The sequence below is a fragment of the Aminipila luticellarii genome (assembly GCF_004103735.1).
Classification (GTDB): Bacteria; Bacillota; Clostridia; order Peptostreptococcales; family Anaerovoracaceae; genus Aminipila; species Aminipila luticellarii.
Map to the genome: position 1 here is coordinate 473,821 of NZ_CP035281.1, position 13,861 is coordinate 487,681.

The following is a 13,861-nucleotide window of genomic DNA, read 5'->3' on the forward strand; positions in this document are numbered from 1 at the left end:
CGATTATAGCATAAAATGGAAAAATTTGTTTGCGGATAAAGTGCCTGCATGAAATTATTTTTCTTGTAAAAAAATATAATAATGTTATAATAATTAAGGTGTGCTGAGATAGATAAATTTGGATATGCTGTCTTGGTATGTAGTGAAAGAATTGTATGAGATTACAGCAAATTGTAAACGACGAGATAGATAGATAATAACAGATTGTTTTGGAGGGAAAGTTGGCCAAATATTTAGTTCAAAAAAGCGGACCGCTTAGAGGAGAAGTTACTATAAGCGGCTCTAAAAATGCCGTGCTTCCTATTATGGCGGCTGCCATTTTAACCGATGAAGCTTGCGAGCTTACAGAAGTTCCGGCCCTTAGAGATGTAGACGTAATGTGCAGACTGCTTGGAAGTTTAGGCTCGAAAATAAAAGAAGAATATCGTGATAACAAGCTTGAAATAGAAACGAAAGAGATTATGACATGTGAGGCGCCCTATGAGCTGGTCAAGAAGATGAGAGCATCTATACTGGTGATGGGGCCGCTTTTGGCGCGAACCGGAAAGGCCAGAATCGCATTGCCCGGAGGATGCGCTATAGGGGCAAGACCTATTGATCTTCATTTGAAGGGATTTCAGGCTCTGGGTGCAAAGATTGAGGAAGGTCATGGATATGTTGAGGCCGTTGCCGACAAGCTGACAGGCAACAATGTATATTTAGATTTTCCCAGCGTAGGTGCCACAGAGAACATTATGATGGCGGCTGTATTGGCCGAAGGAATTACCATCCTGGAAAACGTGGCAGAAGAGCCTGAAATCGTAGATCTGGCAAATTTCCTGAACAGGATGGGTGCCAAGATCAAAGGTGCGGGAACCGATACCATTAAAATCGAAGGGGTTTCCTCGCTGCACGGCGCAAAGCATTCCGTTATACCGGATCGGATCGAGACCGGTACTTTTATGGTGGCCGCAGCGATTACAAGAGGGAATGTCCTGATTAAAAATGTGGTGCCCGATCACGTAAAGCCAATCATAGCGAAGCTCAAGGAATGCGGTGCAGCTGTGGAAGTCACAGATGAAGGATTGATCGTAAGAGGAGATGTAGCTCCCCTTGTCGCGACAGACATAAAGACGCTGCCATATCCGGGATTTCCGACGGATATGCAGTCTCAGTTCATGTCTCTTCTGGCGACCACAAAGGGATCGAGCATCGTGATTGAAACAGTTTTTGAAAATCGATACATGCATGTGGGGGAACTGAACCGAATGGGTGCGAACATAAAGATAGAGGGCAGAAGTGCTGTGATCCAGGGAGAAAAGCTTTTGCAGGGCGCACAGGTCATTTCCACGGATTTAAGAGCAGGTGCGGCATTGGTTCTGGCCGGATTGACGGCAGAGGGAACCACCGAAATCTCAGAGATTTATCATATCGAGCGAGGGTATGAAAAGTTTGTGGAGAAGTTCAAAGGAATCGGTGCCACGATCATAAGAGTAGAAGAATGAAAGAATAAGGCCGCAAGGATGAAAGAAAAGAAGCAGGCCAGTCTTAAGATTTAAGACTGGCCATTTTTGCTTTCCATGATGTACAGAACATTGTTTTAATAAATCTTGACGCCGGTGTAATAATGCGCTAGGATTTCTTTGTAGTTGGAACCCCTTTGCGCCATGCCGTTGGCTCCGTACTGGCTCATTCCGACTCCGTGTCCGAATCCGGTGCTGGTGATGGTTATGGTACCGTTTGACAACGATATTTTGAAGTTTGCCGAGGAAAGACCCAGTGCATCCCGCAGTTCTCTGCCCTGATAAGAGGAATTATTTACTTTTATCTCTTCGACACGGCCGCCGTCACTTTTTGAGACGATTTCAACCTTGCTGATGGGAGCGGACAGTTTTCTGTCCGGATATTTTAAATTGATTAAATAGATGAAGTCCTTCGTGGAAAAGTATTTGGTCTCTTCCTGGTGGGTGGCCCCTTCTTCGTAAGGACTATCTACACTTCTTAAATAAGGCACGGCTGAAGCAAAAACATCTTCCGAATTTTCCGTGCGCCCGCCGCTGGAGGAATGAAAAAGAGCCTGCTCCGCCAGCTGCCCGTCGTAATACATCAACTGGCCCTTCGTTGAATCTACAGCTTTACAGATTTTTGGCCAGCTCTTCTGCATCCAATTGTCGCCTTTCAATGCGGTGAGGTCGTACACGCTGCGATATACCTGACAATGTGTGTCGTCGCAAAGGGGAGCATCCGGATGCGCCGGTGGATTCCCTCCGTCTCCGGAGCGTATAATTTTGGAAAGGGAATAGGTCCTGGCTGCTACCGCTTGAGCTTTCAGTGCTTCCGTTTCAAAATTGGACGGCATTTCTCCGGCTACAACGCCTTTGACATAATCCTCAAAGGGAACCACTTCTGTGACACCGTAGGTATGCCGATATACTCGTATGTTTTTAGGTATCTCAACTTTATTCACAAATATTTTTGGTACTGCAGGAGCCGGCAGCTTGTTAAAAATGCCATGTACGCCCAAGAGAAGGGAAGGCAGCAGGATGAACGTAAACAGTTCTGCAATAACAATGTACAGTATCGTTTTTTTTGTTATTTTCATAAGTAAATCCTCTCTATTTTAATTCATTATATTAACCGGAAGGACAAAGTATGCCGGACAAAAATAAAATAAAATAGCTATTGACAAGAACAGTTAGCCATGGTAAACTCAGTGTAGGATAAAAAAGTTAGCAAGAGCTAACTATTTTTAAGATGTTAAAGTTAGCGAAAGCTTACTTCTAATTTTTAGAAAATCACGAGGGACTGATTCGTAGATTTTCATACACAAATAATGAGAGGAACAAACCAAAAGAAGGAGGTAGTATGATGCCGTTAACAATGACCACGCCGGGAACTCAGGTAACTGTTTCTACTATTAAAGGCAAAGATGATACAAAGCGTTTTCTTGAAACCCTGGGGTTTGTTACAGGAACGCAGGTAATGGTTATCTCTGAATTGGGAGGAAATGTTATTGTAAATGTGAAAGAGGCCAGAGTTGCCATAAGCAAAGCGATGGCTTCCCGAATCTTGATTCATTAAGGTGCTTTGCATCGATAAATATAGAACAAAGCGGAGGCAGCATCTCCCGCTAAAATGGAGGAAACATGAGAAATTTAAAAGACGTGAAGTGCGGAGAGACCGTGACGGTGGAAAAGCTTCAAGGTGAAGGCGCACTTAAAAAAAGAATTATGGATATGGGCATTACAAAGGGGGTAGCCATATTTGTTCGAAAAGTGGCACCTTTGGGTGACCCGATAGAAATAACGGTCCGAGGATATGAGCTTTCAATTAGAAAAAGCGAAGCGGAAAATATCATCGTTGCATAGAGAAAAACGCTGATTTAATTGAAACAGGAGGAATTAAAATGGAAAAAATTACAATTGCCTTAGCGGGAAATCCAAATTGTGGTAAGACCACGATTTTTAACGCCTTAACGGGATCCAGCCAATATGTGGGGAATTGGCCCGGCGTTACGGTGGAAAAAAAGGAAGGAAAGTTCAGAGGAAACAAAAATATTATTATTACGGACCTTCCGGGTGTGTATTCTCTTTCACCGTATACCTTGGAAGAGGTCATCACAAGAAATTATTTGATTAAAGAAACGCCGGACGTTATTATAAACTTAGTGGACGGTACAAATCTGGAAAGAAATCTATATCTGACAACACAGCTGCTCGAAATAGGCATTCCTGTTGTAATTGGCGTGAATATGGCAGATTTGATCCGAAAGAACGGAGATAAGATTGATTTAAAGAAGCTGTCAGAACAGATGGGCTGCCCGGTAAGAGAGGTTTCTGCCCTAAAGGGAGAGGGCTGCAACGAATTGATTCAATGTGCTGTAGAGTTAGCTAAAGCTAACCAAGTAAGAATGCACCGATTTTCCAAAGAGGTAGAAGAGGCCATCGAGGAGATTGAAACGTTGATCAAGGGGATGGTACCTCAGGAGTACATCCGATGGTATGCTTCCAAGCTCTTTGAGCATGACGAAGAGGTCTTAAAAGAGCTGAAACTGAGCGAGCATATCGGTATTAAACTGGACAATGTGATTTCAAAGATAGAAAAGCAAATGGATGATGACAGTGAGAGCATCGTGGCAAATGAGCGGTATATCTTTATCGGTGAGGTTGTTCAAAAGGTTCTGAAAAAGAAACAAAGAGGCCTTACGACCTCCGATAAAATTGACCGGGTGGTAACCAACAGAATACTGGCATTGCCAATCTTTATAGCCATCATGTTCGTGGTATATTACGTATCGATTTCGTGGGTAGGAGCCATTGCTACAGACTGGACGAACGATGTGCTGTTCGGCGATTACATACAGGGCGGAGTGGCCACCTTCATGGAAAATGCAGGAACCGCAGAATGGCTTCAAAGCTTGGTGGTAGATGGTATCATCGGCGGCGTGGGAGCCGTGCTCGGATTTGTGCCGCAGATGTTTATCTTGTTCTTCTTCCTGTCCATACTGGAGGACTGCGGATATATGGCAAGAGTTGCTTTCATCATGGATCGAATCTTTAGAAGGTTCGGACTTTCGGGAAAAAGCTTTATCCCTCTTTTAGTAAGCTCTGGCTGCGGCGTACCGGGGATTATGGCAACAAAGACGATTGAGAATGAAAAGGATCGACGTATGACGATCATGACCACCACATTCATTCCGTGCGGTGCTAAGCTGCCGGTCATTGCTTTGATCGGAGGGGCTATGTTCCCGAACATTCCTTGGCTGGCTCCGGTTATGTACTTCGTGGGAATTGGCGCAGTCATTTTCTCCGGAATTGTCTTGAAGAAAACAAAGATGTTTGCGGGAGATGCCGCACCGTTTGTAATGGAACTGCCTCAATATCACATGCCTGCCCCTAAAGGCGTTTGGATTCACATGTGGGAAAGAGGAAAATCCTTTATTATAAAAGCCGGAACGATTATTTTCCTGGCTTGTGCAGCGATTTGGTTCCTGTCCAGCTTTGGGTTCACCAACGGAGGCTTTGGCATGGTAGCAGAGGACGACAGCATACTGGCCGTAATCGGAACCTTTGTTGCCCCAATTTTTGCTCCGCTTGGCTTCGGAAATTGGAAAGCGGCGGTTGCCACGATATCCGGTTTAGTTGCCAAGGAAAACGTGGTAGGTACGTTCGGCGTACTCTTTGGATTTGGAGGAGATGTGGCGGAAGACGATACGGGACTTCTAACAAGCATAGCTTCTATGTTCCCGTACAGTGCGGCAGCCCTGTCCTTCCTGGTATTTAATTTACTTTGCGCTCCTTGCTTTGCAGCTATCGGTGCAATCAGGAGAGAAATGAATAATGCGAAATGGACTTGGTTTGCAATCGGATATCAGACAGTTCTGGCATACGTAGTGGCATTAATAATCAACCAGCTTGGAGGTATATTATTCGGCGGAACGACCTTCGGGGCGGGAACCGTAGTAGCAATCGCACTGCTGGCAGTCATGATATTCCTACTGGTAAGACCAATGCCTAAGAAAAGAGGTAATGTGGTATGTTATCAACAATCATAATAGGCGTAATATTTCTTGTTTTAATAATTCTGGCCGCAAGACATGTGGCTAAAAATGCAAAAGCCGGTAAATGCACCGGCTGCAGCGGATGTGACAGTTCTAATGCAGGAGGCTGCTGCAGCTGTTGCAGCAGTGAAGAGCCGCATGACGAACAGGAGAAATAAACTTAAAACAGGAGTACTCAGCTAAAAGGGTGGCCGTTATAAGCCACCCTAAAAAATAAGCCTGCGGTTAGCTATAGCTAACTATAAAACAAAACGTTGTTTTGCCAATGCTCATGGTGTATGAAAAGGGGAGACGAATATGCTGGAAAAGTTAATTATTGAAAATTGTGCGCCGACGCTGGCAAATTTAAAGACAGGAGAAATTGTAAATTACAGATTTCAAGACCCGGAGCAGGCAAAAAAAGAAGTGGAATGGCTCAACAAAAAATTGGATATAAAAGGGGTTCGTATAGAAATCCTTGCGGAGAGAGAAAAGAGCTTTCTGCTTTATGTATATAGAAGGAATCGGCTGGCGTGCGATCTGTCATGTCCGATTGCCAAAAAACTCCTTAAAAAGCAAGGATACCTGTCAGATGATGTGGAAGCTTCTATCCGGCAGCTGCACAGGAGAATCGGCGGGGAAAATTCAACGGATGAATTTCCTCATGAAATCGGGCTGTTCTTAAGCTACCCGGCTCAGGATGTAAAAGGGTTCATTGAGAATCGGGGCAAAAATTGCAAGTGCTGCGGTTACTGGAAGGTATATGAAGAAGAAGAAAATGCAGCGCGAACCTTTGCAAAATTTGATAAGTGTAAAGCAGTATATAAAATGATGTGCAATCAGGGTGCAGACATTCATAAGCTGACCGTTGCATGTTAAAGAAAAAAGAAAGGGACAGGTATACAAATATGAAGAAAATGGCAGTCATTTACTGGAGCGGAACAGGAAATACGGAGAAAATGGCAGAAGCTGTTCATCAGGGAGCCAAGTCGGCGGGAGCAGAGGCAGAGCTGTTTGCTGTCAATGAGTTTGACAGTAAAAATGCGGGTAATTTTGATGTACTGGCCTTTGGCTGCCCTTCTATGGGAGTGGAAGTGCTGGAAGAGGATGAGTTTGAGCCGGTATATAACGCTTGTAAGAGCTGGTTAAGCGGAAAGACTGTCGGAATCTTTGGATCCTACGGATGGGGCGATGGAGAATGGATGAGAAATTGGGAGCAGGACGTACTGGATACGGGAGCATTGCTTCCCCAGGGGTATTTGATCCTCAACGAAATGCCGGACGATGCAGGATTGGAAGAGTGCAGGAACTATGGGATAAACCTGGTAAAATAAAGGAAGAGGTTAGGATATATGAGTGTGGTAATAGTAGGCGGTAATGAGAGAATGGTTGCCCAGTATAAAGGTATTTGCAAGGAATTTGGATATAAGGCGAAGATTTTCGCAAAAATGACAACAGACTTTAAGAAAAAAATAGGAACACCGGACTTGATCATTTTATTTACCAACACTGTTTCACATAAATTAGTAAACAGTGCGGTTCAAGAGGCAGAACGATGTAATTCGGATATTATCCGGTGTCACAGCAGCAGTTCCTGCGCTTTAAAGAAAGCATTGGAAGCACATTGCAGCGGAAACTGCAAGGAATGCGGATTATTCAACTGTCATTTATCCTAATACGGCAAAGAATTAAAATTCCGGCAGAGTCTGCTCTCTGCCGGAATTTTTAGCGTTTCAATATTTTTTCGCCAGAAAGGTATCAGTGACCATTCCCGGTACAGCTGTGGCCTTCGCTGTGCTCATGATGGTCACAGGTTGCTTTATCGGTGGATTGAAGGGAACCGTTTAAATAGAACTGTACCTGTTCTTCAATCTTTCCGGATACCCCGGCTACGACTTGAATACCGGCAGCGGCTAACCCTTTGATCGCACCATCTCCGATACCTCCGCAGATTAAAGTGGTGACCCCTTTGCCCGCAAGGAAGCCGGCCAGTGCACCGTGACCTTCGCAATCCGAGGGAATGATTTCCTTATTCAGCACCTTGCCCTGTTTTATTTCAAATATTTCAAACTGCTCAGAGTGGCCGAAATGCTGAAAGATCTGACCATTCTCATAAGGCACAGCCAGCTTTATATTCAAGGTACCTTCAATGCAGTCGGCAAGCTCATCCAGCCATGCTCCATCAAAGGATTCTATCGTACCCTTATCCATTTTTGAGGCAAGTTCCGGGTGAATAGGAAGTCTGCAAACATTTTTAATATTAAATTGTGATGCCACTTCTTCTATATGGCTTTCCCCAAAGATCGAATATTTTTTGCCACAGTCCGGGCATACAAAATAAGACATATTTTCTACGATTCCTAAAATAGGAACATTCATTAACTGAGCCATTTTTACCGCTTTGCCCACAATCATGGAAACTAATTCCTGAGGGGAGGTGACAATAATGATTCCGTCCACCGGCAGGGATTGAAATACTGTCAGCGGTACATCCCCAGTACCCGGAGGCATATCGATGAACATAAAATCCACATCTCCCCAGATAACATCTGTCCAGAATTGCTTTACTGTTCCGGCGATAATAGGTCCTCTCCAGACTACAGGGTCGGTATCTTCTTCGAGAAGCGAATTGACGGACATGGTACGGATCCCTGTTTTCGTATCGACCGTTAAAAGACCGGCTTCCGTGCCGGCTGCTTTTTCAGTCAGACCAAAAGCCTTAGGGATGGAGGGACCCGTAATATCTGCATCGAGTATTGCGGTAGAATACTTCCGCCTGTTCATGGTAACCGCCAGAAGAGAGGTGACCAGAGATTTGCCGACGCCGCCTTTTCCGCTGACAACGCCGATCACTTTTTTAACACTGCTGAATTCATTTGTTTCTTCCAGAAAGCTCTGGGGAGCTGTTCTGTTTTCACAGTCTGAACCGCAGCTTCCACATTCGTTTGAACAATCACTCATTTTTCTATCTCCTTTACGTTATAGTTTTATGTTTTTATCTCAAAAATATTTAAGAATCTAAAGATTAACAGACGAATGGCACTTTTTTCGGCATTTTTTCCTGCATCCGTCCCTACAGCCTTTTTCAAAATTTTCACAGAGCGTATAATCGCCGCCGGTAATGGATAGGAGTTTCCCGTGAACCAGAGCATCTGCAAGCTTTTTTCGGGCATCATTGTATATGCCTTGAACAGTGGTTCTGGAAATACCCATTTGACGGGCACATTCTTCCTGTGTACAGCCTTCCAGATCCATCAGGCGTATAGCTTCATATTCATCTACGGACATCTGTATGATCTGGCAGCCCTCCGGAAAGGTGTAGGCTGCCCCATCCGTTGAATTCTTATCAGAGCAGATGGGTCCAAAACACTCTGTTACCGGCATGCAGCAGACGCGTCTGAATTTACGTGGTCTGGACATGATTTTCCTCCTTTATTGAAAACAGTTTCCGTCATATGTCATTAACTATATCCATCATAACACTTTTCCGGCATATGTCAATAAAAATAAATAATTGCTCCTGTCAACGGACAGTGCTATGATGTAAAAAAGAGCAAAAAGAGGGTTTTACATGATAGAATTAGAAATGGTCTTAAACGCTATGGATGAAGGCGTACTGATCGTGAATAAAGATAATAAAATTGTGTACTTTAATGATGCATATGGAAACTTTATAGGCTATACGTTGGAAGAGGTAAAAGGAGCACGCTTGACGGACATCAGGCCGGGGGCTAAAATGCCGCAGGTCTTAAAAATGAAAAAACCGATGGAAGTTGTTTTCAGGGAAGAAAAGGGGGAAGAATATTTTACAAATATCTATCCCATCTTTGATAACGGAAAACTGAAAGGCGGAGTTTCAACAGTTACATTCCTAAAAAACGCAAAATTTATTGTGGATACCTTAAAGGAGCTGGAGAGAAAGCAATCCGATTTGGAAGAAAGGATGCGGCATACGAATGGCACAAAATTTGATTTTCAAGATATTGTATGTGAAAGCCCTGTGTCTGTTCAATGTGTAGAAAATGCAAAAAAGCTTGCTAAATCAGATATTACCGTACTCATAAACGGTGAAAGCGGCTGCGGTAAAGAGCTTTATGCCCAGTCGATCCACAATGAGAGCACACGAAGGGACTACCCCTTTGTGGCGATTAATTGTGCTGCACTTTCCGGAAATATGCTGGAAAGTGAACTCTTTGGGTACGAGGCAGGTTCCTTTACCGGTGCGAAGAAGAACGGAAAGCCTGGGCTTTTCGAGATTGCTGAAAAAGGAACAGTTTTTTTAGATGAGGTATCTGAAATGAATTATAATTTACAGGCCAAGCTGCTTCGGGTTCTTCAAGAAAGAAAAATCAGGCGGGTGGGCGGAACATCGGAAATTCCCATAGATGTTCGGATTATTTGTGCATGTAATGTGGATCTGTTAAGGTATATCGAAGAAAAAAGGTTCAGAAAAGACCTGTATTATAGGATTTCGGCTTTTCCGCTGCACTTGCCCCCGCTTCGGGAACGGCGGGAGGATATTCTTCCGTTGATGGAAAAACACCTAAAGGTGCTTGGCATCCAGCAGAAACGGGAGCTGTCCATCAGCGAGGAAGCCAAGCGGATTCTCTATGCCTACGATTGGCCGGGCAACGTTCGGGAACTGAACAATGTGCTGGAATATAGCACCGTGGTCTGCCATGATGATGAGATCGGAACTGCAAGTTTACCGCCAACGGTATTACCTCATTCGGAGCAGACAGACTATAAGCTTAGACGGTTATCCGAGGCAGTTCGCGCTTTTGAAAAGGAGCAGATAAGCACGGCCGTTGAAATGTATGGAGATACAGTGGAAAGCAAAAAAATGATTGCAAAAAAATTGGGAATTTCACTGGCTACACTTTATAATAAATTAAATAACTGAGAAAACGAGCAGGATGTTTCTAATTTTTTAGAAGTATTCTGCTCGTTTCTAGCTTTTTAGAAAACTCTAAAAGGATAGTCTTTTCCTATCCTTTTATAAAAAATAGTAATTCATATTCTAAAATTTTAGAAACTTTGGGGCCGAATAAAAAGACAATCATGTAAAATCCAGCCTTTGGGGCAAAAATAAAGTTGGTATGCAATTTGCTATATATGTAATGCGTAAGTAGAAATGGAACATCGCTGGCCAGGATGATTCCATTTTCTGTGACAATAATAAAAGAAAAGGAGAACACTTATGTCATTAGCACTGATTGGATTTTTAACGATTGTTATCATGTTAACGTTGATTATGACTAAAAGGCTGCAGACCCTTCTTGCATTGATTCTCGTTCCTATTATAGGCTGTCTGGTCGCCGGACAGGGAGCTAAGCTGGGCGAATTCATTACAGAAGGCCTGCAAAATATTGCGCCTACAGGTGTCATGTTTATTTTTGCTATTTTATTCTTCGGTGTCATGTCGGATGCGGGTACTTTTGATCCCATCGTAAAAGGGATTTTGAAGGTGGTGGGAAAGGATCCGGTAAAGATTTGTATAGGAACTTTTTTGCTGGCTGCCATTGTACATTTGGACGGTTCCGGTGCGGTTACATTTCTGATCGCCATTCCTGCACTATTGCCGCTTTATCAAAAATTGGGAATGAGGAATACTACTTTAGCGACCTTAGTGGCTTTGGGTGCAGGTATTATGAACATGCTCCCGTGGGGAGGACCGACCTTGAGAGCCATAACTGCTATGAAATCAGATATTAATGGAGTATTTATTCCCATGCTGATTCCAATGGCAGCAGGATTTATCTCCATATTGGTGATTGCAGTATTCTTGGGAAGAGCCGAAAAGAAAAGACTGGGTGATACATTAAATGATATTTGTCTGGAAGAATTGGAAGAAGAGGCAGACCCGGAAGCAGAGGCTTTAAAAAGGCCTAAATTATTCCCTGTAAATTTGATTTTAATTATATTGGCTGTTTTTGTCATGCTGAAGTCTATTTTACCCCCGGCCGTTGTATTTATGATTGGAACGGCACTGGCATTGATTATTAATTATCCGAATATCTCTGTTCAGAAGGAAAGAGTGGATTCCCATGCAAAGGCTGCTCTGATGATGGCCTCCATGCTGTTTGCCGCAGGCTCATTTATCGGAATTATGCAGGGTTCGGGCATGCTGACCGCCATTGCAAAGGCTATTGTGAACTTTATCCCGATTTCTTTAGGCGGATTTATTCCGATTTTAGTCGGTGTTTTAGGCGTGCCTTTAAGCCTGGTCTTCGACCCGGACTCCTACTATTACGGTGTACTGCCGGTGTTATCTCAGGCGGTAGACATGATGGGAGGCGATCCGCTGGCTATTGCGAGAGCTTCTATAGCGGGACAGATGACGTTGGGCTTTCCGATCAGCCCGCTGACCGGAGCCACCTTCTTGCTGATCGGACTTGCCGGGGTGGATTTGGCCGAGCATCAGAAGAAGACGCTGCCTTTAGCTTGGGCGGCTTCTATCGTTGTTGTCATTACAGCAACCATAACGGGTGTTATAGCTTTTTAATAGAGTAGATTGATTTGAACCGATAGGTTCAGATCAGAAATTAGAGGAGATGAGAATATTGAAAAAAATTAGAATCGGAAGCGGAGCCGGGTATGCAGGCGACCGTATTGAACCGGCAGTTGAACTAATGGAGAAGGGAAATCTGGATTACATCATGTTTGAGTGCCTTGCTGAAAGAACCATTGCAATCGGTCAGCAAGACAAGATGAAGGATCCTTCCAAAGGCTATAATCAGTTATTGGAAGCCAGAATGAGAAAAATTCTGCCACTTGCCAAGAAAAATGGAATTAAGGTCATTACCAATATGGGGGCAGCGAACCCGCTTTCAGCAGCAGATGTCACCGTTGCCATTGCAAAAGAGCTGGGGGTCACAGGACTTAAAATCGCAGCTGTAACAGGGGATGATATCTCAAAGGATATTGCAAAATATTACGGAAACGATGTTCTGGAGCTGGGCTGCCCTTTGGGAGAAATAAAGGAATCGGTGCTGTCCACCAATGTATACTGCGGAGCGGATGGCATTATTGAAGCTTTGGAAAATAATGCGGATATTATTATTACAGGGAGAGTATCCGATCCGGCACTGGCTATCGGACCGCTGGTTCACGAATTCGGCTGGAATGTTGATGACAATCCGAATCAAATGGGGCAGGCTGTTCTGGTAGGACACTTGCTTGAATGCGGCGGACAGGTGACCGGCGGATACTATGCGGATCCCGGATATAAAGATGTTCCTAACCTGGAGATTTTGGGATTCCCAATCGTAGAAATTGACGAAACGGGTAAATTGCTTGTAACAAAGGTAGAAGGCTCCGGCGGCATGGTCACAACGGACACTTGCAAGGAGCAGATGATTTATGAAATACACAATCCGGAAAAATATATGACACCGGACGTGATTGCAGATTTCTCTCATGTAACGTTTACGCAGGCAGGCAAGGATGTGGTACGGGCAGAGCATGCCGCTTCTCATGGACGGCCTGAAACACTCAAGGTCAGTGTCGGCTATAAGGACTGCTTTATCGGTGAAGGCGAAATCAGCTATGGCGGATCGAATTGTATGAACCGTGCAAAGCTGGCGGCAGATATTGTGGAAAAGCGTTTAAAATTAATAGGCGTTCAAATGGAGGAATACAGAACCGACTTTATCGGATATAATTCCCTTTACAAAAATCAAATTTCTGATAAGCTCGCTCCGGATCATTTCTCTGAAATCAGAGTAAGATGCTCAGGCAGAACAAAGGATCGGGCAAATGCGGCGTTAATTGCAAATGAAGTAGAAGCTCTTTATACAAATGGTCCGGCAGGCGGTGCAGGAGCAACGAAAAAGGTTTCTGAGGTCGTCTCCATATGCTCCATTTTTGTTCCAAGAGAAATTGTTGATATAAAAGTATCCTATCAGGAGGTGTAGAAAATGAAATTAAAAGAGATTGCACATTCAAGAACAGGCGACAAGGGAGATATTTCAAATATTTCTTTAATACCCTATGATGAAAAAGACTACCCGATGCTAAAGGAGAAGGTTACGGCACAAAGGGTAAAGGAGTATTTTTCGGAAATATGCCGGGGAGAGGTCGTTCGCTATGAAATTGACAGCATCTGTGCCATGAATTTTGTGCTGGACAAAACCTTAGGCGGAGGCGTGACCAGATCACTTGCTCAGGATAAGCACGGGAAGGCTCTTTGCATGGCACTTCTGGAAATGGAAATTTAATAAGAAGCGGGAGCACAATTATATTGACTATTTTATCCGGGCTATGATAGTATAATAAATACAGAAATAAATGTATTAATAATCAGCTAAAGAGAAAAGCCATCACGTTCTTGTTATAATGACA

The 13,861-nt window shown here is 43.8% G+C and carries 15 protein-coding genes; 12 read left to right on the plus strand and 3 right to left on the minus strand.

Annotation, left to right across the window (positions count from 1 at the left end):
* Positions 1–221 precede the first annotated feature (221 nt).
* Positions 222–1,484, plus strand: coding sequence for a UDP-N-acetylglucosamine 1-carboxyvinyltransferase (gene murA, locus EQM06_RS02185; protein ID WP_128744787.1), 1,263 nt, complete (start codon positions 222–224; stop codon positions 1,482–1,484).
* Positions 1,485–1,579: 95 nt separating this feature from the next.
* Here murA and spoIID read toward each other — a convergent pair whose 3' ends face one another.
* A complete protein-coding gene (gene spoIID / locus EQM06_RS02190) occupies positions 1,580–2,581 on the minus strand; it encodes a stage II sporulation protein D (protein ID WP_128744788.1) in 1,002 nt (333 codons plus the stop codon).
* A 263-nt stretch (positions 2,582–2,844) separates the two neighbouring features.
* On the opposite strand from spoIID, the gene EQM06_RS02195 reads away from it, so the two are divergent.
* The 7 genes from EQM06_RS02195 (at position 2,845) to EQM06_RS02225 (ending at position 7,194) form a co-directional block, all read left to right on the plus strand.
* Positions 2,845–3,060 (plus strand): FeoA family protein, encoded by a 216-nt coding sequence (locus tag EQM06_RS02195; protein WP_128744789.1) that lies wholly within the window; start codon positions 2,845–2,847, stop codon positions 3,058–3,060.
* Between the two features lie 65 nt (positions 3,061–3,125).
* A complete protein-coding gene (locus EQM06_RS02200) occupies positions 3,126–3,347 on the plus strand; it encodes a FeoA family protein (RefSeq protein ID WP_128744790.1) in 222 nt (73 codons plus the stop codon).
* A 38-nt stretch (positions 3,348–3,385) separates the two neighbouring features.
* Complete coding sequence (gene feoB, locus EQM06_RS02205) at positions 3,386–5,533, plus strand: ferrous iron transport protein B (RefSeq protein WP_128744791.1); 2,148 nt, start codon at positions 3,386–3,388, stop codon at positions 5,531–5,533.
* Positions 5,515–5,697, plus strand: coding sequence for a FeoB-associated Cys-rich membrane protein (locus EQM06_RS12960; protein ID WP_205666577.1), 183 nt, complete (start codon positions 5,515–5,517; stop codon positions 5,695–5,697). Before feoB ends, EQM06_RS12960 begins: the two co-directional genes overlap by 19 nt.
* A gap of 139 nt (positions 5,698–5,836) precedes the next feature.
* On the plus strand, positions 5,837–6,397 hold the full coding sequence (locus EQM06_RS02215; RefSeq protein ID WP_128744792.1) for a DUF3793 family protein: 561 nt from the start codon (positions 5,837–5,839) through the stop codon (positions 6,395–6,397).
* 29 nt (positions 6,398–6,426) lie between these two features.
* A complete protein-coding gene (locus tag EQM06_RS02220) occupies positions 6,427–6,852 on the plus strand; it encodes a flavodoxin (RefSeq protein ID WP_128744793.1) in 426 nt (141 codons plus the stop codon).
* Between the two features lie 18 nt (positions 6,853–6,870).
* A complete protein-coding gene (locus EQM06_RS02225) occupies positions 6,871–7,194 on the plus strand; it encodes a DUF2325 domain-containing protein (protein ID WP_128744794.1) in 324 nt (107 codons plus the stop codon).
* Positions 7,195–7,276: 82 nt separating this feature from the next.
* On the opposite strand, the gene EQM06_RS02230 is transcribed toward EQM06_RS02225, so the two are convergent.
* Together EQM06_RS02230 and EQM06_RS02235 are read right to left on the minus strand one after the other, a co-directional pair.
* Positions 7,277–8,479 carry a P-loop NTPase gene (locus EQM06_RS02230; RefSeq protein ID WP_128744795.1) on the minus strand — a complete coding sequence of 401 codons (1,203 nt, stop codon included), beginning with the start codon at positions 8,477–8,479 and terminating at the stop codon, positions 7,277–7,279.
* Positions 8,480–8,536: 57 nt separating this feature from the next.
* Positions 8,537–8,938, minus strand: a complete 402-nt coding sequence (locus tag EQM06_RS02235) for a DUF134 domain-containing protein (RefSeq protein WP_128744796.1) — start codon at positions 8,936–8,938, stop codon at positions 8,537–8,539.
* 151 nt (positions 8,939–9,089) lie between these two features.
* On the opposite strand from EQM06_RS02235, the gene EQM06_RS02240 reads away from it, so the two are divergent.
* From EQM06_RS02240 to EQM06_RS02255, 4 genes are all read left to right on the plus strand, one after another.
* A complete protein-coding gene (locus EQM06_RS02240) occupies positions 9,090–10,421 on the plus strand; it encodes a sigma-54 interaction domain-containing protein (protein WP_128744797.1) in 1,332 nt (443 codons plus the stop codon).
* A gap of 297 nt (positions 10,422–10,718) precedes the next feature.
* Positions 10,719–12,023, plus strand: a complete 1,305-nt coding sequence (locus EQM06_RS02245) for a CitMHS family transporter (protein WP_128744798.1) — start codon at positions 10,719–10,721, stop codon at positions 12,021–12,023.
* Positions 12,024–12,081: 58 nt separating this feature from the next.
* On the plus strand, positions 12,082–13,434 hold the full coding sequence (locus EQM06_RS02250; protein ID WP_128744799.1) for an acyclic terpene utilization AtuA family protein: 1,353 nt from the start codon (positions 12,082–12,084) through the stop codon (positions 13,432–13,434).
* 3 nt (positions 13,435–13,437) lie between these two features.
* Positions 13,438–13,737, plus strand: coding sequence for an AtuA-related protein (locus EQM06_RS02255; protein WP_128744800.1), 300 nt, complete (start codon positions 13,438–13,440; stop codon positions 13,735–13,737).
* Positions 13,738–13,861: the final 124 nt, after the last annotated feature.

What these genes read in the sequence shown, in the direction of transcription:
- spoIID (WP_128744788.1), bottom strand. Translation starts at nt 2,581, where the DNA reads ATGAAAATAACAAAAAAAACGATACTGTACATTGTTATTGCAGAACTG.
- EQM06_RS02195 (WP_128744789.1), top strand. Translation starts at nt 2,845, where the DNA reads ATGATGCCGTTAACAATGACCACGCCGGGAACTCAGGTAACTGTTTCT.
- EQM06_RS02200 (WP_128744790.1), top strand. Translation starts at nt 3,126, where the DNA reads ATGAGAAATTTAAAAGACGTGAAGTGCGGAGAGACCGTGACGGTGGAA.
- feoB (WP_128744791.1), top strand. Translation starts at nt 3,386, where the DNA reads ATGGAAAAAATTACAATTGCCTTAGCGGGAAATCCAAATTGTGGTAAG.
- EQM06_RS12960 (WP_205666577.1), top strand. Translation starts at nt 5,515, where the DNA reads ATGTTATCAACAATCATAATAGGCGTAATATTTCTTGTTTTAATAATT.
- EQM06_RS02215 (WP_128744792.1), top strand. Translation starts at nt 5,837, where the DNA reads ATGCTGGAAAAGTTAATTATTGAAAATTGTGCGCCGACGCTGGCAAAT.
- EQM06_RS02220 (WP_128744793.1), top strand. Translation starts at nt 6,427, where the DNA reads ATGAAGAAAATGGCAGTCATTTACTGGAGCGGAACAGGAAATACGGAG.
- EQM06_RS02225 (WP_128744794.1), top strand. Translation starts at nt 6,871, where the DNA reads ATGAGTGTGGTAATAGTAGGCGGTAATGAGAGAATGGTTGCCCAGTAT.
- EQM06_RS02230 (WP_128744795.1), bottom strand. Translation starts at nt 8,479, where the DNA reads ATGAGTGATTGTTCAAACGAATGTGGAAGCTGCGGTTCAGACTGTGAA.
- EQM06_RS02235 (WP_128744796.1), bottom strand. Translation starts at nt 8,938, where the DNA reads ATGTCCAGACCACGTAAATTCAGACGCGTCTGCTGCATGCCGGTAACA.
- EQM06_RS02240 (WP_128744797.1), top strand. Translation starts at nt 9,090, where the DNA reads ATGATAGAATTAGAAATGGTCTTAAACGCTATGGATGAAGGCGTACTG.
- EQM06_RS02245 (WP_128744798.1), top strand. Translation starts at nt 10,719, where the DNA reads ATGTCATTAGCACTGATTGGATTTTTAACGATTGTTATCATGTTAACG.
- EQM06_RS02255 (WP_128744800.1), top strand. Translation starts at nt 13,438, where the DNA reads ATGAAATTAAAAGAGATTGCACATTCAAGAACAGGCGACAAGGGAGAT.